At 73.7% G+C, this 17,211-nt stretch carries 18 protein-coding genes; 10 read left to right on the forward strand and 8 right to left on the reverse strand.

The genetic code is table 11. From position 1 onward, the window contains the following. Positions 1-44: 44 nt before the first annotated feature. The 4 genes from ACFYZY_RS05345 to ACFYZY_RS05360 all read right to left on the reverse strand — a co-directional run bounded on the left by ACFYZY_RS05345 (position 45) and on the right by ACFYZY_RS05360 (position 3,335). Positions 45-1,226: a spore photoproduct lyase family protein gene (locus tag ACFYZY_RS05345; protein WP_388689688.1), complete on the reverse strand. Its 1,182-nt coding sequence runs from the start codon at positions 1,224-1,226 to the stop codon at positions 45-47. 149 nt (positions 1,227-1,375) lie between these two features. Then, positions 1,376-1,858, reverse strand: coding sequence for an MSMEG_6728 family protein (locus tag ACFYZY_RS05350; protein WP_388689690.1), 483 nt, complete (start codon positions 1,856-1,858; stop codon positions 1,376-1,378). A gap of 25 nt (positions 1,859-1,883) precedes the next feature. Further along, positions 1,884-2,333 (reverse strand): hypothetical protein, encoded by a 450-nt coding sequence (locus ACFYZY_RS05355; protein ID WP_388689692.1) that lies wholly within the window; start codon positions 2,331-2,333, stop codon positions 1,884-1,886. Between the two features lie 84 nt (positions 2,334-2,417). Then, positions 2,418-3,335: an SDR family oxidoreductase gene (locus ACFYZY_RS05360; RefSeq protein WP_388689694.1), complete on the reverse strand. Its 918-nt coding sequence runs from the start codon at positions 3,333-3,335 to the stop codon at positions 2,418-2,420. Positions 3,336-3,576: 241 nt separating this feature from the next. On the opposite strand from ACFYZY_RS05360, the gene ACFYZY_RS05365 reads away from it, so the two are divergent. The 9 genes from ACFYZY_RS05365 to ACFYZY_RS05405 all read left to right on the forward strand — a co-directional run bounded on the left by ACFYZY_RS05365 (position 3,577) and on the right by ACFYZY_RS05405 (position 12,968). Next, entirely contained in the window at positions 3,577-4,422 is an 846-nt protein-coding gene (locus tag ACFYZY_RS05365; RefSeq protein WP_388689695.1) for an STAS domain-containing protein, read from the forward strand. Next, the gene (locus ACFYZY_RS05370; protein WP_388689696.1) at positions 4,419-4,796 is read left to right on the forward strand and encodes an STAS domain-containing protein; all 378 of its coding nucleotides are present in this window, start codon (positions 4,419-4,421) and stop codon (positions 4,794-4,796) included. Before ACFYZY_RS05365 ends, ACFYZY_RS05370 begins: the two co-directional genes overlap by 4 nt. After that, on the forward strand, positions 4,793-5,215 hold the full coding sequence (locus ACFYZY_RS05375; protein WP_388689698.1) for an ATP-binding protein: 423 nt from the start codon (positions 4,793-4,795) through the stop codon (positions 5,213-5,215). Before ACFYZY_RS05370 ends, ACFYZY_RS05375 begins: the two co-directional genes overlap by 4 nt. Next, a complete protein-coding gene (locus ACFYZY_RS05380; RefSeq protein ID WP_388689700.1) occupies positions 5,203-6,267 on the forward strand; it encodes an ATP-binding SpoIIE family protein phosphatase in 1,065 nt (354 codons plus the stop codon). Before ACFYZY_RS05375 ends, ACFYZY_RS05380 begins: the two co-directional genes overlap by 13 nt. After that, on the forward strand, positions 6,264-8,090 hold the full coding sequence (locus ACFYZY_RS05385; RefSeq protein ID WP_388689702.1) for an ATP-binding protein: 1,827 nt from the start codon (positions 6,264-6,266) through the stop codon (positions 8,088-8,090). Before ACFYZY_RS05380 ends, ACFYZY_RS05385 begins: the two co-directional genes overlap by 4 nt. After that, positions 8,090-9,718, forward strand: a complete 1,629-nt coding sequence (locus tag ACFYZY_RS05390; RefSeq protein WP_388689993.1) for a SpoIIE family protein phosphatase — start codon at positions 8,090-8,092, stop codon at positions 9,716-9,718. Before ACFYZY_RS05385 ends, ACFYZY_RS05390 begins: the two co-directional genes overlap by 1 nt. Positions 9,719-9,841: 123 nt before the next feature. Then, positions 9,842-11,503 carry a SpoIIE family protein phosphatase gene (locus tag ACFYZY_RS05395; protein ID WP_388689704.1) on the forward strand — a complete coding sequence of 554 codons (1,662 nt, stop codon included), beginning with the start codon at positions 9,842-9,844 and terminating at the stop codon, positions 11,501-11,503. After that, positions 11,500-12,582, forward strand: coding sequence for a B12-binding domain-containing protein (locus ACFYZY_RS05400; RefSeq protein WP_388689705.1), 1,083 nt, complete (start codon positions 11,500-11,502; stop codon positions 12,580-12,582). Before ACFYZY_RS05395 ends, ACFYZY_RS05400 begins: the two co-directional genes overlap by 4 nt. After that, positions 12,579-12,968 (forward strand): STAS domain-containing protein, encoded by a 390-nt coding sequence (locus ACFYZY_RS05405; RefSeq protein WP_388689707.1) that lies wholly within the window; start codon positions 12,579-12,581, stop codon positions 12,966-12,968. Before ACFYZY_RS05400 ends, ACFYZY_RS05405 begins: the two co-directional genes overlap by 4 nt. Positions 12,969-13,001: 33 nt before the next feature. Here the strand turns inward: ACFYZY_RS05405 and ACFYZY_RS05410 are convergent, their stop codons facing one another. Next, positions 13,002-13,451: an ATP-binding protein gene (locus ACFYZY_RS05410; protein ID WP_388689708.1), complete on the reverse strand. Its 450-nt coding sequence runs from the start codon at positions 13,449-13,451 to the stop codon at positions 13,002-13,004. Between the two features lie 95 nt (positions 13,452-13,546). Further along, positions 13,547-13,894, reverse strand: coding sequence for an STAS domain-containing protein (locus ACFYZY_RS05415; RefSeq protein WP_388689710.1), 348 nt, complete (start codon positions 13,892-13,894; stop codon positions 13,547-13,549). Between the two features lie 139 nt (positions 13,895-14,033). Between ACFYZY_RS05415 and ACFYZY_RS05420 the strand changes: the two genes are divergently transcribed. Continuing rightward, positions 14,034-14,300: a hypothetical protein gene (locus ACFYZY_RS05420; protein ID WP_388689711.1), complete on the forward strand. Its 267-nt coding sequence runs from the start codon at positions 14,034-14,036 to the stop codon at positions 14,298-14,300. 38 nt (positions 14,301-14,338) lie between these two features. Here ACFYZY_RS05420 and ACFYZY_RS05425 read toward each other — a convergent pair whose 3' ends face one another. Together ACFYZY_RS05425 and ACFYZY_RS05430 are read right to left on the reverse strand one after the other, a co-directional pair. Beyond that, the gene (locus tag ACFYZY_RS05425; protein ID WP_388689713.1) at positions 14,339-15,532 is read right to left on the reverse strand and encodes a PP2C family protein-serine/threonine phosphatase; all 1,194 of its coding nucleotides are present in this window, start codon (positions 15,530-15,532) and stop codon (positions 14,339-14,341) included. Between the two features lie 8 nt (positions 15,533-15,540). Next, on the reverse strand, positions 15,541-17,148 hold the full coding sequence (locus tag ACFYZY_RS05430) for an ATP-binding protein (protein WP_388689715.1): 1,608 nt from the start codon (positions 17,146-17,148) through the stop codon (positions 15,541-15,543). Positions 17,149-17,211: the final 63 nt, after the last annotated feature.

Genomic DNA, 17,211 nt, shown 5'->3' on the forward strand with positions numbered 1-17,211 from the left:
TCGTCGGGCGGGTGTTGGCGGGGAGAGCGGGGCGGGGCGGGGGTTCAGAAGGCGTACCGCACCCGCAGCCACGGGGTACGGGCGTCGATCAGCCGCCGCAGCGACTCGACGGCGGACGCCTTGGTCCCCGTGCGGTACCGCACGTTCCGGCCGCCGGTCCCGGAGCGCTTCGGCTGCTGGAGGTCCGGGCGCCACAGGAGTTCCTCGGCGCGGGGGTGCCAGCCGAGGTTGACCTCGTGCAGGTCCTGGTTGTGGGTGAGCATGACGACCTCCGCCGCCGCCTGGTCCTTCACCCGCCGGGGCAGCACGTCGTCCATGGCGCGGAGCAGGTCGTCCCAGCCCTCCTCCCAGCCCGGGCGGATCACCACCGGGGAGAGGTTGAAGTGCACCTCGTAGCCGGCGTCCAGGAAGTCGGCCGCCGCCGCGAGGCGCTCCGGGACCGGGCTCGTCCGGATGTCGAGGCGCTTGGAGTCCTCCGGCGGCATCACCGAGAAGCGGATGCGCGTACGGCCCCGCGGGTCGAGCCGCAGCAGGTCCGGGTTGACGAACTTGGTGGCGAAGGACGCCTTGGCGGTCGGCCAGCGGCGGAAGGCCCGGACCAGGTCGGCGGTGTTGTCGCTGATCAGGTCGTCGACCGCGCAGTCGCCGTTCTCCCCGACGTCGTAGACCCAGGCGTGGTCGTCGCACTGGTTGGGCACCCGTTTGGGGCCGGCGGCCGCGATGTGCCGCCCCAGGCCGTCGAGGACGCGGTCCACGTTGGTGAAGACGGTGATGGGGTTGGCGAACCCCTTGCGGCGCGGGACGTAACAGTACGCGCAGGCCATCGCGCAGCCGTTGGAGAGGCCGGGGGCGATCCAGTCGGCGGACCTGCCGTTGGGCCGGACGCCGAAGGACTTGCGCTCGCCCAGGACCAGGGTCTCCCGCTTGGTCCTCACCCAGCGCTCGACGTTGCCCGCGTTGCCGTGCAGGTGCGGGATGCGCCAGTGGGAGTCCGTGGCGACGAGGCGGGCGCGGGGGAAGCGCGCGATGATCTGCCGTCCCCGCCACGACGCGGCGGCGGCGGGCTCGGCGTGGATCTCCGCCACGTCGAGCAGCGCCCGCGCGCGTTCCCCGTCGCGGAACGGGCGGCTGCCGTCCTCGTCCCCCGTCCCGGCCGCGGCCACGAGTTCGTCCATGCCGAACAGGCCCTCGGCGCCGTCCTCCGGTCCTCCGGAACGCTGTCGCATGTCCACTCCGCCGTACGGGGCCGTCGCCCGCGGCCGGCGCGGGCCGCCGGGCCGGTGCCGCGGCGTCCTCCAGTGTACGGAGCGAAGCACGCGAAGCACGTGAACCGCTCGAACCATGCGGACCGGGAGGAAGCGGGCGCCGGGCGGGGTCAGGCCGGGTCGGGGCCGCCGTCCCGGTCGGAGGCCGGCCAGACGTAGGGGAGGTCGTCGGGCACTCCCGGGAAACGGTCGCGGTAGAGGTCCGGGGCCTTGCGCAGCAGCGCGGAGCGGTGGCCGCGGTGGAACGCGGGGTCACCGAGCCAGGGGGGCAGCTCGCCGGCCGCCGCGAGCGCGTCCTGTTCCCGCACCCCGGCCCCCGGGAACCGGGCGAGGTAGTCGCGGATCAGCGTGGCGGCGCAGGTGTCGGCGCGGCCCCCGGCCGTCCAGGCGCCGCAGACGTCGAGGCCGTACCGCACCAGGGCCTCCTCGTAACCGGCCCACATCCGCACCGCGGGGTGCCGGCGCCAGCCGTATCCGGGCACCGTGAGCCCCCGGAGGACCTGGAGCGCCTCCACGCGCTGCTTGCCGAGCCGGCGCGGGTCCAGTACGGCCGCCGACTCGGCGAATCCGGCGTACGGGAGGAAGGTCTGCACGGGGTGGCCCCGCCGTTCCGCGCGCCTATCCCGTCTCCTCGGGGGTGGCGGTGTGGTCGCGGTGGCCGTGCGTGCGGCGCTCCTCCTTCATCTCGGCCTCGTAGAGGTGGTCGCGGCCCTCGGCGAGGGTGTCGACGGCCTCCCGTTCGAGCCGCTTGAAGGGCTCGTAGTACGTCCGGTCGTACGCCTCGACCACCTGGTACGTCCAGTGGCCCGGGATGACGTTGCGGCCGAGGATCTCCCGCCGGACGAGGCCGGCCCACTCCCCGTGGCCGGCCTTTTCGAGGAGTTCCACCGTCCTGTCGAGCTCCAGGTCGGCGGTGCCGGTGAGCTGGTGGAAGGAGTACAGGTGTCCACGGGCCCGTTCGGTGGTCTCCAGCGCCTTGGAGAGCGAGCCGAGGGCCTCCACGGTGAGGTCGTCGACTCCCTCGGGGCGCGTGCGGCGCCCGTCCCGGTGATCGTCGTCGCGGTTCATGCCCGGTCCAGTGCCCCGCGCGCGGCGGGGGCACACCCGCCCGTGGTCCACCCGGAGCAACGCGCCGGGCGGCGCGGTCGCGGGTCAGCGGCGGTCGGAGCTCCCGGCGTCCCCGCGCCCTCCTCCGTCCGTCCGGCCCTCCCGGGCGGCGAGGCCGCCGGGGCCGAGCAGCCCCGTGGCGGACAGGGCGCCCCTCTCCGCGAGGCGCGGCAGGGTCCGCGCCGAGGAGCGCGCGACGAGCAGGGGCAGCAGGGGGCGGACGGGCTGGACGAGGCGCAGCCACGGGGGCGCGTAGACGGTGGCGGAGCGGCGGCGGACCGCTTCGGCCAGCCACGAGGCGACCTTCTCGACGGGGTACACCGTGCGGGCGGGGCGGGGCATGTGGGCGCGCAGCTCCCGCAGGACGTCGTGGGCGTCCACGTCCCGCACCATGTCGGTGTCCGTCCAGTGCAGGTACGCGATGCCGACGCCGACTCCCCGGTGGGCGCACTCGGCGCGCAGCGACTGGGCGAACGACTCGGCCCCCGCCTTCGACGCGCAGTAGGCGCTCATCATGGGGGCCGATCCGAAGGCCGCGGTCGAGGCGACCTGGAGGAAGTAGCCCCGCGAGGCCAGCAGTCCGGGCAGGAACGTCCTGGCCGTGATCGCGCTGCCCACGAGGTTGACCTCGATCACCCGGCGCCACGTCCCCGGATCGGACGTGGCGAAAGGGCCGCCCTCGGCGACGCCCGCGTTGGCGATCACCACGGAGGGCTCTCCCAGGTCGCGCGCCACCCGGCGGGCCGTCCGTTCCATGAGGTCGTCGTCGGTCACGTCGGCCTCGTAGCAGCGGCTCTCCACGGGCAGCTCCCGCGAGACCCGCTCCAGGGTCTCGGCCTCCCGTCCGATCAGGGCGATCCGCATGCCCCGGCCGGCCAGTTCCCGGGCGAGTCCGGCCCCCAGGCCGCGTGCCGCGCCCGTCACGACCGCCGTCCGTCCCCGCAGGGGGTTGTGGTGCGCCATGGCTCTCCAGGGGGTCGGGCCGGGCACCGCGGCTTCCGGCCGCGGCGGTGTCCCCATGCCATCACCGGGCCGGGCCCGCCGCCGCCCCGGCTGCGCCGATTGCCGCACCGGTCACCGCTCCGGTGCCGTCCGCGCGGCCCTCGTTCCGGGAGGCGGCGGCGGGAGGGCCATGATCGGCGCCCGGGCCCGTGCCGTATCGTCGGGGCCGACCGCGCACGGCGAAGCAAGGGGAAAGAAAGCAATGGCCAACGAAGGTTCGCATCGGCTGCTGGAGCTGCTGACCACGCGACGGTCCGAGCTGGTGGAGCAGTGGGAGCAGGCCGTCGGAGCCTCGTTGCGCGGCCGTCTGAGCTCCGCCGAGCTCGGCCGTGAACTGGGCGAGCTCTACGACGCGATCACCGACGCCGTCTCGAAGGGCGGGCCGGCGGGGCGCGGCGACGACTTCGCCGTCGTGCGCAGCCTCCTCGTCGAGCTGTCGCGCACCCGGGCCCGGCAGGGATTCACCCCGACCGAGACCGCCGTGAGCATCTTCGCGCTCAAGGGCGTCCTCGAACCCGTCCTCGACGGGACCGTCGAGGACGTGCGCGCCTACCTCCAGTTCGCCCGGCTGCTCGACGACCTGGGCCTGTTCACGGTGGAGGAGTACGCCAGGACCCGCGAGGAGATCATCTCCGCGCAGTCCCAGCAGCTCCTCGAACTGTCCACCCCGGTGGTGAAGCTGTGGGACGGCGTGGTGGGCGTGCCGCTCGTCGGGACGCTCGACTCCGCGCGGACCCAGGTCGTCATGGAGAAGCTGCTGCAGGCCCTGGTGGACTCCAACTCCGCGCACGCGATCATCGACATCACCGGTGTCCCGGCCGTCGACACCCAGGTCGCCCAGCACCTCCTCAAGACCGTCGTCGCGGCGCGGATGATGGGTGCCGAGTGCACCATCTCGGGCATCCGGCCCCAGATCGCGCAGACCATCGTTGCCCTGGGCATCGAGTTCGGCGACATCCCGACGAAGGCGACCCTGGCCGACGCCCTGCGTCACGCCCTGGCGGAGATCGACAGGGCCGCCGCGGCCCGTCCGGCGGGCCTGCTGTGAGCGATCGCGTACCGGTCCTGAAGATCGGGGACATCCTCCTGGTCTCGATCCAGGTCGACCTGGAGGACCAGATGGTCCTGGACCTCCAGGACGACCTCTCCCAGCAGATCGTCGCCACCGGCGCCCGCGGGGTGGTCATCGACATCTCGGCCCTGGAGATCGTCGACTCGTTCGTCGGACGCATGCTGGCCACCACGGCGGCGATCTCCCGCGTCCTCGGCGCGGAGACGGTCGTCGTCGGCATGCGCCCGGCCGTCGCCATGACACTGGTGGAGCTCGGCCTGTCGCTGGGCGGCGTCCGCACGGCGCTCAACCTCGAACTCGGCCTGGGCTACCTGCGCCGGTCGCGGGACCTGCCCCCGGCACGCCCGTGAGGGACTACCCGGCCGACGAGGCGACCCGCGAGGAAGTGCCGATCCGGACCAGCGGCGACGTCGTCAAGGCGCGCCAGACGGTGCGCGTCCTCGCCCAGCGGGCGGGCCTCTCCCTGGTCAACCAGACCAAGCTGGTCACGGCGGCGAGCGAGCTGGGCCGCAACACCCTCATCTACGGAGGGGGCGGCACCGCGCACGCGGTCGTCGTCCGCGACGTGGCGCGCGTCGGCGTCTGGGTGAGGTTCTCGGACACCGGACCCGGCATCCCCGACCTGGAGCAGGCCCTGACGGACGGGTGGACGTCGGGCAGCGGAATGGGGCTGGGCCTCAGCGGGGCCCGGCGCCTGGTGGACGAGTTCGAGCTGTGGTCGGAGCCCGGCACCGGAACCACGGTGACGGTGCTGAAGTGGGCCAGGTGAACCCCCCGTCCGGTTACGAGACCGAGGCCGAGGAGGTCGTGTGGCTGCGTCTCGACGTCGCCGTCGCCGCGGCCGCCCGCCGGGAGGCGGCGGTACTGGCCCGGCGCGTCGGCATGGCCCGGGACCGCGTGGCGGAGATCGAGCTCGCCGTGACCGAGGCCGCCACCAACCTCCAGAAGCACGCGCGGGACGGCGCCCTGGCCCTCCGGGTGGTGGCCCTCCGGGACCGGGCGGCCCTCGAACTCTTCTCCGTGGACAGCGGGCCGGGCATGACGGACGTGGGCGGCGCGCTCGCGGACGGCACGTCCAGCAGCGGCACCCTGGGCCTGGGCATGGGGGCCATCGCGCGGTCCGCCGACACCTTCGACGTCCACTCGCTGCCCGGCCGCGGCACGGTGCTGCTCGCGCGGTTCTGGGCGGGGGACGACCGGGGCGCGCCGCCCGGGACCGACGAGGTGGAGGTCACCGGCCTGACCCGCCCGATCAGCGGCGAGACGGTCTGCGGCGACACGTGGGCCGCGCGCGTCGAGCACGGACCCGACGGGGCGCGGGTGGTCACGGTGATGATGTGCGACGGTCTGGGGCACGGTCCGCTGGCGGCGCTCGCCGGCGAGCGCGCCCGGGCCGCCTTCCGGGCCCAGTCGCACAGGAGCCCCCAGGACATCGTCCGGGCGCTGCACACCGAGCTGAAGGGCACCCGGGGCGCGGCGGCGGCGGTCACGCGCGCCGATTTCTCCCGGGGAAGCGCCGAGCACTGCGGAGTCGGCAACGTCAGTGCCTTCGTCGTCAGCGGCGAGAAGCGCGCCACCCTCCTCTCCCTGCCGGGGATCGTCGGCCACCAGATGCCCGCCCCCCGGACCTTCCGGGTCCCCCTCGACCCCGGCGCGGTCCTGGTCCTCCACTCCGACGGCCTGAGCGACCGCTGGTCGCCGGCCGACTTCCCCGGTCTGTTCACCCGGCAGCCGGCCGTCGTCGCGGCCCAGGTCCTCGGGCAGGCGGGAGTGCGCCGCGACGACGCCGGGATCGTCGTCGCCCGGGCGGCCCGCCGGTGAGCCGGTCGCGCGTCCACGGCTTCTGCGCCCTCCCGCTGGCCGTCGAGCGGGACGGGTTTGAACTCCGCAGACGGGGACAGGTGGTGTGCCGGGCCCTGGGCCTCGAAGGCCATGATCTGGTTCGGGTGGTGACGGTACTGAGCGAGGTGGGACGTGATCTCCTGGGGACCCCGGGACTGCGTGTGGACCTCCAGCTGGAGGAACGGACCGGCGAGCCCGGCCTCTTCCTCGCCCGTTTCTCCTGGACCGGACCCCGCGAGCCCGGCCGCGGGGCGCTCGGCGCCGCGGCGCGCCTCCTGGACCGGTGCGACCACGTCCCGGCCCCCGGCGGACACACGTTGACGGTGGGCCAGCGGCTGCCCGTCTCCCCGGAGCTCCACGAAGAGCTGGTGGAACGGGTGCACGCGGCGCTCCGCGACTCCGGCGACCTCAGCATGGGCGAGGAGCTGCGGACCCAGAACCGGCAGCTCCTCCGGGCGCTCGAGGAGTCGAGGGCCCAGCAGGAGGAACTGCAGCGGCTGAACGCCGAACTGGCGGAGACCAACCAGGGGGTGGTCGCCCTCTACAGCGAGCTGTCCGCGGAGCTGGAGGAGACCAACACGGGCGTGGTCGCCCTCTACGCCGAGCTGGAGGACAAGACCCGGCAGCTGCGTCTGGCGAGCGAGGCCAAGACCCGTTTCTGGGCCAACGTGAGCCACGAGCTGCGGGCCCCGGTCAACTCGGTCATCGCGCTGGCCCGCCTGCTGCTCGCCCCCGAGGCCGATCCCCTGACCGAGGAGCAGCGCCGGCAGATGTCCCTCATCGCCGGCTCGGGCAGCACGCTCCTCGCCCTGGTCGAGGAGCTGCTGGACGTCGCCAAGGCCGAGTCGGGGCGGCTGGAGCCGCACCTGGTCCACACCGACCTCCGGACCCTGCTGCACCAGCTCCGCGGGACGCTGCACGGCATGGCCCACGAGGGGGTGCGCCTGGACATCCCCGACGTGCGGGACGCGCCGGAACTGGTCACGGACGAGGTCATGCTCACGCGCGTCCTGCGCAACGTCCTCTCCAACGGCCTGAAGTTCACCACGGCCGGCGAGGTCCGGCTCACGGTCGGGACCGAGGACCGGGCCGGACGCACCTGGTTCGTCTTCACCACCACCGACACGGGCGTCGGAATCCCCCTGGACCAGCAGGACCGCGTCTTCGAGGAGTTCTACCAGGTCCTGGGCGCCCACCAGCGGGGCCGGCCGGGGACCGGCCTGGGCCTCCCCTACGCCCGCAGACTGGCCGGCCTGCTCGGCGGCACCCTCACCCTGACCAGCGAGCCGGGCGCCGGGACCCGGGTCCGGGTCGAGATCCCGGCCTGCCTCGACCTCGCCCCGGCGGAGGTCCCGGCGCGGGTCCCCCACCCCCTGCCGGAGTCGCTGGTCGTCGTGGACGACGACCGGACGTTCATCGAGCTGATCCGGCCGGTCCTGCGGCGGGTCGCGCGGAACGTGACCGAGGTGTCGGTCAGCTCGCGGGCCGTCGACGTCATCCGCGCGGAGCGGCCCGAAGCGGTGCTGATCGACCTGGCGATGCCGGCGCCCGACGGGTACGTCCTCCTCCAGGTCCTGGCCCGGGACCCCGGGACCGCGCACATCCCGGTCGTGGTGCTGACCTCGACCGACCCCGGCGACGTGGACCACTCCCGGCTCACCCACGCGCGGGCCGTGCTGGGCAAGACGCACCTGACGCCGGAGCGCATCGGCCGGGCCCTGGCCCTCCACCCGACCGGCCCCGACCTCCCCCCTCCGGCGAAGACCGGTGAGCAGCAGACGCCCGGAGAATCCACACCGTGATCGCAGGACCGCCCCCGTCCGACACCTCGCCCGCGCGCGTGCTGGTCGTGGACGACAACCCGACCAACCGCTACGTGCTGAAGACCACCCTGTCCCGCGCGGGCCACACCGTCGTGGAGGCGGAGGACGGCACCCGGGCGCTCGCCCTGCTCCGGGAGGCCGACGCCCTGCCGGAGGTGGCGATCGTCGACGTGCGCCTGCCCGACATGACCGGTTTCGACGTCTGCGAGCACATCAAGGCCGACCCCGCGACGGCGGCCCTCCCCGTCGTCCACGTGTCCGCGTCCGCCATCACGGCCAAGGACCGGACCCAGGGCCTCAACCGCGGGGCCGACGCCTACCTCACGGAGCCCATCGCCCCGGACGAGCTCCTCGCCACCGTCACCGCCACCCTGCGCTACGCGCGGGCGCGCCGCCGGGCCGAACGGCTGGCGGACCGCCTGCTGCACCTGAACGAGGCGACCCTGCTCCTCTACAGCGCGGTCAGCGCCACGGGGGTCGCCCGGGCCGCCGCCAGGGGCGCGACCGCCGTCCTGGGGACGCCCGCGGTGGCGGCGATCATCTCGCCGCACGGTGAACCGGCCTCGGCGGCGGGCACGGGCGGGCGGTCCTCCACCGACACCGCCGACGTGCCGCTCGACGCCCGCGACCTGCCCGCGCACCACGAGACGGGGGACCGCACCGGGGTACGGCTGCTCACGGTCCCCGCCCGCCGCTGGCCGGGCTTCCCGCACCACCTCGTCCCCCACGACACGCTCGCCGTGGCCGTGGCGCGCGCCAAGCCGGGCCGGCAGCCGGTGTGCCTCGCGGTCCCCGCCGAGGCGGTCGCGACGCCCGACGAGGAGCAGCTCCTGACCCAGCTGGCCCAGGCGTGCGCCCTGGCCCTGGAAGCCCTGCGGAGCTACACCGAGGAGCACGACCTGGCGCTGACCCTCCAGCGGAGCTTCCTGCCCGAGACCCTCCCCGACTCGCACCTCGCCGACCTCGCGGTGCGCTATCTGCCCGCCAGCGACCACGCGGAGATCGGCGGCGACTTCTACGAGGCCCTTCCCACCCGGGGAGGACTCCTCCTCGCCGTCGGCGACGTCGCCGGCCACTCCCTCGACGCCGCCATGCTCATGGGCCAGGTCCGCCACGCCCTGCGCGCCTACGCCATCGAGGGGCATCCCCCGCACGGCATCCTCGCCCGTCTCGACCACCTGCTGGCGGCCGTCGGCGCGCGGCTGACCCTCACCCTGTGCATCGTCTTCATCGACGAGGCCACCGGCGTCCTGCACATCGCCAACGCCGGTCACCTGCCTCCGCTGCTCCGCACCCCCGACGGGAACGTCCGCTCCCTCGACGAGCACGGTCCGCTCCTCGGCGTGGGGCTCCCCCATCCGGTGAGCACCGAGGTCGCGGCGCCTCCCGGGTCCGTCCTCCTGATGACCACCGACGGCCTGGTCGAGCGGCGCCGGGAACACCTGGGGATCTCGCTGGCCCGCCTCGAATCCGTTCTCGGGAGCCTTCCGCCGGACGTGGAGAGGATCTGCGACGCCCTTCTGGAGGCGTTCCCTCCCCATGGGGAGGACGACATCGCGCTGATGGCGGTGCGTGTGACCGGCGGCGATCGATCCGCCACGATGTGAGGCTTGTATGTACATTTCGGGAGCGGCTTGCGGTCGCGCGAACGAGTGCGAGACAGTTGCCCCAGGGCAACTGTCGTCCATAGCAGGAAGGTGGTGAGGCGCGCACTGTGCGCGCCTCCGTTTGTGTCTGCTTCCCGCGGTTCCTCCGCCCGTCCTCCCGATGCCGGCCTCCAGGTCGGCGCGACGTGGATCGAGGCTCCCTACCCCGTGCTGGTCGTCGACCGGTACGGCGGTCTCGTACGGATCAACGAGGCCGCCCGGTTCCTGCTGCCCGACGCCGCGGGCGGTGACCGGCTGCACGAGCGGGTGCCGTCCTGGCTGGCGGACGCCCACCGGCGCATCGCCGACGGGCGCCCCGGCCCGGGGAGCGGCCCGCCGTCCGGGCGCATCCGCGACCGCCTCCTGGAGGCGCACCCCACTCCGGGCGACGACGGCGACGTGGTGTGGTGGCTGGTCGACGAGACCGACCGGCGTCTGGCCGAGGCGGCCCTGACCGACGTGCGGACGCGTTCGGAGATCCTCGCGGAGGTCTCCAGTTCCCTGCTGTCCACCCTGAACGTGCAGCGCTGCATGGAGGTGGCCGCGTCGATGGCCGCGGAACATCTCGCCGAAGCCGCCGTCCTCGTCGCGCCGTCCCAGGGACGGCGCCATCCGCTGACCTTCGCCCGTCCGGGCGGTCCCGTCACGCAGACCGTCCGGCAGATCGACGTCTCCGGCGTGCCGGGCCTCGCGGAGGCGCTGCAGGGCTTCCCGCCCGTGCCGGCCCGCTGGATCGACCCCGCCGACATCCCCGACTGGATGGTCCCGGACGGCTTCACCGCGCCGGTCGGTTCCGTCATCGTCACCCCCCTGCCCGGCCACGGGGTGCCGGCCGGGGCGCTCGTCCTGCTGCGTTCCGGCACCGAGCGGGCCTTCACCGAGGGCGAGGAGGTCTTCGCGCGCCTGTTCGCGGCCCGCGCCGGCGCCGCGCTGTCCGCCGCCCGCCTCTACACCGAGCAGACCGCCATCACCACCACGCTGATGCGCGAACTGCTGCCGCCGGTCCTCCCCCACGTCCACGGGATCGAGTACGCCGGCGGCTACCGGGCCTCGAAGGACCACGAGCGGGTCGGCGGGGACTTCTACGACGTCCACCCCGGCGCCGACCCCTCGCGGGAGACCCTCGTGGTCCTGGGCGACGTGGCGGGCAAGGGCCTGGACGCGGCGGTCCTGACCGGCAAGATCCGCAACACGCTGCACGCCCTGCTGCCCCTGGCCGAGGACCACCAGCGGGTCCTGGAACTGCTCAACGGCGCCCTGCTCTCCTCGCACCACACCCGTTTCGCCACCCTCGTCCTCGCCTCCGTGCGCCGCCGGGACGGCCGGACGGAACTGCGGCTGACCAGCGCCGGCCACCTGCCGCCGCTCGTCGTCCGCGCCGACGGCACGGTGGAGGAGATCGCCACCCGCGGCACCCTGGTCGGCGCGCTGCCGGCCGTCACGGCGCGTACGGTACGAACGGAGCTCGCGCCCGGGGAGACCTGCCTGCTCTACACCGACGGCATCGTGGAGGCGCGCGGCGGTCCGTTGGGAGGCGAGTTCCTGGGTATGGAACGTCTGAAGAGGGCCCTGGCCGAGTGCGCGGGGATGCAGGCGGAGGCGGTGGTGGAGCGGATGCAGATGCTGGCCGCCCAGTGGCTGGACGACGGCCGCCACGACGACATGGCCGTCGTGGCCATCACGGCCCCCAGGAGCGTCCCGCCGTCCCCCCTCGGCGGACGGGGCAACAGCGGGAGGAACACATGAGTCACCCCCTCACCACCGCCGCGGTGGCGGAGCGGCTGTGGGAGGCGGTGGTCGAGGGCGACGAGGCCGCCGCGGCGGCGGCCGTCCACGGGGCGCTCGACTCGGGCGTACCGGAGGAGACGCTGCTCCTCGGGGTGCTGGCGCCCATCCAGGCGAAGGTCGGCGTGGAATGGGCCGCCGACCGCATCACCGTGGCCCAGGAGCACGCCGCCACCGCCATCAACGAGCGGATCGTCGCTTCCCTGGCGCACCGCCGCGAGAGCGGCGCCGCGCCCTCCCGGGGCCGGGTCACGGTCGCCTGCGTGGACGGCGAGTGGCACGCCTTCCCGGCCCGGCTCGTCGCGGAGGTCCTCTCCCTGCACGGCTGGCGGGTCGACTACCTGGGAGCCCAGACGCCCACTCCGCACCTGGTCGCCCATCTGCACCAGAGCAACCCCGAGGCGGTCCTGCTGTCCGGGTCCATTCCCACCCACCTGCCGGCCGCCCACGCCGCCATCACGGCCTGCCGGGCCGTGGGCGTCCCCGTCCTGGCGGGCGGGCGGGCCTTCGGGCTCGACGGCCGGTACGCGCGCACGCTGCGCGCCGACCGGTGGGCGCCCGACGCGCGCGGCGCGCTCGCGGTCCTGGACGAGGGGATGGCACGGCCGGGCGTGTCGGCCGGCCGCCAGGCCGTGGACGACCTGCCGCACCTGGCCGACCAGGAGTACACGATGGTCGTCCGGTCCCGGCACCGGCTCGTCAAACAGACCCTGGCCGACATGGAGAACCGGTTCCCCGCCCTGCGGTCCTACAGCGACCTCCAGCGCGAGCGCACCGCGGAGGACCTCGCGCACATCGTCAACTTCCTGTCCACCGCCCTCTACGTCGACGATCCCGACCTGTTCACCACGTTCCTCACCTGGACCGCCGACGTCCTCCGGGCCCGCCACGTGCCCACCGGGTCCGTCACGGCCGGTCTGGACATCCTGGCCGGACAGCTTCGCGACTTCCCCCGCGCGACGCACGCGATCGAGCAGGGCCTCGCGGCCCTGGACCGGCGGACCACCACCCCTTCCCCCGGCCCCGACACACGCACATGAACCATTTCCCTTCCCTCGAGTTCACCCTCGGCATCGTCCGGAAGTCCACCTCGCTGTACGTGAGCGTGGGCGGGGAGTTCGACTACGACACCTGCGACGAACTGGTCGACGCGGTCACCGAGCACCTGTCGGCCGGCGGAGCGCCGCTCCGGGACGTACGCCTCGGCTTCGGCGGCCTGACGCACATCGACTCCTCGGGCCTGGCCGCCCTGCTGCTGATCCACCGCCGGGTCAGTGCCCGCGGCGCCGCCCTGCACCTGGACGACCGCCCGGACTTCTTCGAGCGCATGCTCCGCATCACCAACGTCCTGGACCATCTCACCGGCCCGGTGGGCGGGGAGGGCGCGCGCGAGGACGAGGAGGCGGCGCCGCCGGAGCGGGTGTGACGCGCGGGCCGTTCTCCGGTGGGAGTGCGGCGTTCAGCCGGCGGGCCGGCGGAGGTGGAGCCGGGCGACGACCTCCTTGCCCGTCCCCAGGGCGTTGTGGTGCAGCCGTTCGCACAGCCTGGCGACCAGGCGGAGACCGTGACCGCCGGGACGGGTGGCGTCGGGCGGTCGGAGGAGCGGCGGATGGGGAGAACCGTCACGGACGGTGATGTCCAGGAGGAACTCTCCGGGCGTCAGCTCCAGCAGGAGCACGCCCGGACCGGGGGCGTGCCGGTAGGCGTTGGTGACCAGTTCGGTCACGACGAGCTGGGCGTCCTGGCTCGCCCGGTGGCCGGGGAGGTGCCCCGCGAGGGCCAGCAGCGCGCGCGTGGCGTGCCGGAAGTCCGCGATCGGCGCGTCCGTCGTCTCCCAGACGGCGATGAACTGCATGGGTGCCGCCTGTCTCCGGGTGCCGGAAGCCAATTCCCCGAACGGGATGGCCATGGTGTTCTCCTGTGCCGCTCTCTGGGCCGTGCCGTGCGGTGCGACGGCCGCTCGCCCGTTCCGCGTACCGCCGTGTCCCCGGTGGGAGCACGGCCTCAACTGGCGGGGGAAGGACCCGTGCTGACGATCCGGAAGTGGTCGAGGGTCCCGCTGATGTCCAGGAGCAGCCGCACCCCCGACCGCAGGGGGCCGATCAGCACCAGTTCACGGCCGTCCGCCGCGTGGCGGCGCCGGGCGTCGAGCAGCGCGTTGAGGAGCATGCTGTCGGCGAACGTGACCTGAGAGAGATCCACCGCCGTCATGGGGAGCGCCGCCTCGTCGGCCGCCGCCCAGGCGGCCTCGACCGCCTCCGTGTCGTCGTGATCCATCTCGCCGGTTACCGTGATCACGAAGACCTGTCCGTGCTGGGTGAAGTGCACTTTTCTCTCAGGAACCGCATACATGGCGTCATCTTCACACCGCTGGACGTCCCCACGCCAGCCGCCCCGGGGAGCACGTGTCATGACGGACCGTGAGGTGTCGCCGGCCGGCCGGCGGCGCCCCGGACCGTTTGTCCCGGCGGGCGCGGGCAAGGCGGAGTCCATGAGAGGCACAGACTCCGTCATCAGAACCGTGGCCCACGTCCTCGCGGGTGTCCTGGTCGTCTGGATCGCCCTGGACCTGCTCGACGCCAACCGGGCGAACACCGTCGTCGGCTGGTTCCACACCGCCGCCGACTGGCTCGCCGCCTGGTCGGTCGGGCTCTTCACCGTCTCCTCGCACGTCCTTCAGGTGCTGCTCGACTACGGCGTCCCCGCGGTCGTCTACGTGGTGGTCGCCCATCTGATCGCCCGCAGGACCGCCGCCTAGAAGCGGGCCGGGGCCCGGGGGCCCGCCTCCGTATGCCCTCAGCCGTGCGCCGGCAGGCTCCCCCAGTCGAGACGCAGGACGGCGAGGTCGTCGGAGTGCCGTCCCGCGTTCAGCTCGTGGGTCTCCTTGATGAGGAGGTCGACGTGGACGGCCGGGTCGGTCGCCGGAAGGCGCGCGATCAGGTCGAGCAGCCCCTCCACGCCCAGCCGCTCGTTCGCGGTGCCGCTGTGCCCTTCGGTGAGGCCGTCGGTGTAGAGCGTCAGGGCACCGGCGGCGGGCAGCGGGACGACCGTGGAGGGCCAGCGGTGCGGTCCGGGCACGATCCCCAGGGCGATGCCGTGCTCGGCGGCCAGCTCCCGGGTGCCCTCGTCCGTGGTGAGGAGGGGCTCGTGGTGGCCGGCGAGGTGGACGACGGCGGTGCCGGCGTTCTGGTCGAGGGTGAGCAGGGTGCAGGTCGCGAACATGTGCTGGTTGCCGCGCTCGGCGATCAGGATGCGCTCCATCAGGTGCAGCAGGTCGTCGCCGCGGTGTCCGCCGAGGACGAGGGAACGCCAGGCGATCCGCAGGCAGACGCCGAGGGCGGCGGCGTCGGGGCCGTGGCCGCTGACGTCGCCGACGACCGCGTGCAGCAGCCCGCCGTCCCCCTCCACGACGTCGAGGAAGTCGCCGCCGAGCAGGGCCATGGCGGCGCCCGGCAGGTAGCGCGAGGTCACCCGCACCGTGGAGGTGTCCAGGATCGGCTGGGGCAGCAGACCGCGCTCCAGGCGGGCGTTCTCCTCCGCCCGCAGCCGGGCGGCCTGGGCCTCGGCGCTCGCGCGTTCGGTCCGGCTGCGGTAGACGGCGTACCGGACCGTCCGGTGCAGGAGGTCCGCCTCGACCTTTCCCTTGACGAGGTAGTCCTGGGCTCCGGCGGCCATGGCGTCGGGGCCGGCCTGGGACTCGGAGAGTCCGGTCAGGACGATGACGGCGGTGTGCGGGGCCATGCCCCGGACCGCGGTGACCGCGTCGGTGCCCGACACGTCGGGGAGGTGGAGGTCGAGGAGGATGCAGTCGATCGGGGTGCCGGCCAGCTCCGCGCGGGCCCCGGCCAGGGTGGTCCGGGTGGTCAGTTCGAACCGCAGCCCCGTGTCGTGGAGCAGTTCCTCGACGAGCAGGGCGTCGCCCAGGTCGTCCTCGATCAGGAGGATGCGGTACGTCGGTTCGTAGGCCGGTCCGACGGGGTTCGTGGTCATGCCGTCGGTCACTCCGCCCGTTCCGCGCCGGAACCGGCGGCCTGCGGGGCGACGGCGGGGACGGAGTTCTCCGGCGGCTCGGGCGCCAGGGTGAAGGTGATGCGCGCGCCGTCGCGGTAGTCCGGGTCGACGGCGATGGCGCCGCCGTGGAACTCGACGATCTTCTTGCACATCGCGAGGCCGATGCCGCTGCCGGAGTACACGTCCTTGGTGTGCAGCCGCTGGAAGATCACGAAGACCTTGTCGGCGTACTCCGGGGCGATGCCGATGCCGTTGTCGGTGACGGTGAACCGCCACATCTCGCCCTCCCGGTCCGCCGTCACGTGGATGCGCGGCGCCTCGTCCGGGCGGCGGAACTTCACCGCGTTGCCGATCAGGTTCTGCCAGAGCATGCCCATCTGGGTGGGGTCGGCGACCAGGGACGGCAGCGGGTCGTGGGTGATCGTCGCCCCGGCCTCCTCGATGCCGACGCTCAGCGCGGACACCGTCCGCTCGAACACCTCCTCCAGGTCCACCTCCTGGTGGGCGTTGTGCAGCCGTCCGACCCGGGAGAAGTCGAGCAGGTCGTTGATGAGGGTCTGCATGCGGTTCGCCCCGTCGACGGCGAAGTCGATGTACTGGTCGGCCCGGCTGTCGAGCTGCCCCCCGTAACGCCGCTGGAGGAGCTGGGTGAAGCTGGAGACCTTGCGCAGCGGCTCCTGGAGGTCGTGGGAGGCCACGTACGCGAACTGCTCCAGCTCGGCGTTGGAGCGCTGGAGGTCCGCGGCCTGCGCGTCCAGGCGCAGGCGCGCGTCCTCGGTGAAGGCCAGTTCCCGCACCAGGCGCCGGCGCATGGAGTCGACCTCCTCGCCCAGGCGCCGCAGATCGGCGGGGCCGGACGGGGTGATGGGGTGCTCGAAGTCACCGCCGGTGATGACGCGGGCGTCCGCGCCGAGCCGATCCAGCGGTTCGTTGATGCCCCGGCGCAGTCCTTCGAAGATCAGGACGGTCAGGAGGACGATGAACACCCCGATGGCGCTGAAGACCCAGTTCCGGACCTCCATCATGGCCATGAGGTCGTTCTTCGTACCGGTGCGCTCCGCGCTCAGCCGTTCCTGCTGTCCGTTCAGGGCGGCCCGTACCGCGTCGAAGGTCTTCCTGCCCTCCTCCGCCCGCGCCACGGCCAGCGGCGAGGAGGCACCGGGCGGCGCGGCGGCGATCGGCCGGGCGATCCTCTCCTGCCACGTGGCCACGGCCTTCCGCACGGCCGTCAGGTCGGCCAGGGCGGACCGCTCCCCGCGGATCAGTCCGGAGAGCTGGGCGTCCCGCGCCTTCTGCTCGACGACCCCCTCCCGGTAGGGGGTGAGGAAGTCCGGGGAGCCGGTCAGCCCGTATCCGCGGATGCCGGTCTCCTGGTTGAGCACGGCCGACTCCAGGCGGATCGCCGTGGTCAGCGCGGGAGAGCGCACCTCCACCAGTTCCTCGCTGAGCGTCTCGGTCCGCACCAGGATCCACGCCCCCGTCGCTCCCAGCAGCGCCAGGACGGCCAGGGAGATGGCCGTCCCCACACGGAGCCACCGCCGGGTCGTCCACGCGGAAAGCCCCCGTGTGCGCGGTTGCCTCTCGTCGCCGGTCATTCTGTGGACTCCTCGCTGTGCCGGCCGCCAGGATGCGGCGCGATCACTTTAATGGGCGACAAC

Origin of the sequence: Streptomyces sp. NPDC001744 (assembly GCF_042892575.1) — a bacterium.
Taxonomy (GTDB): Bacteria; Actinomycetota; Actinomycetes; order Streptomycetales; family Streptomycetaceae; genus Streptomyces.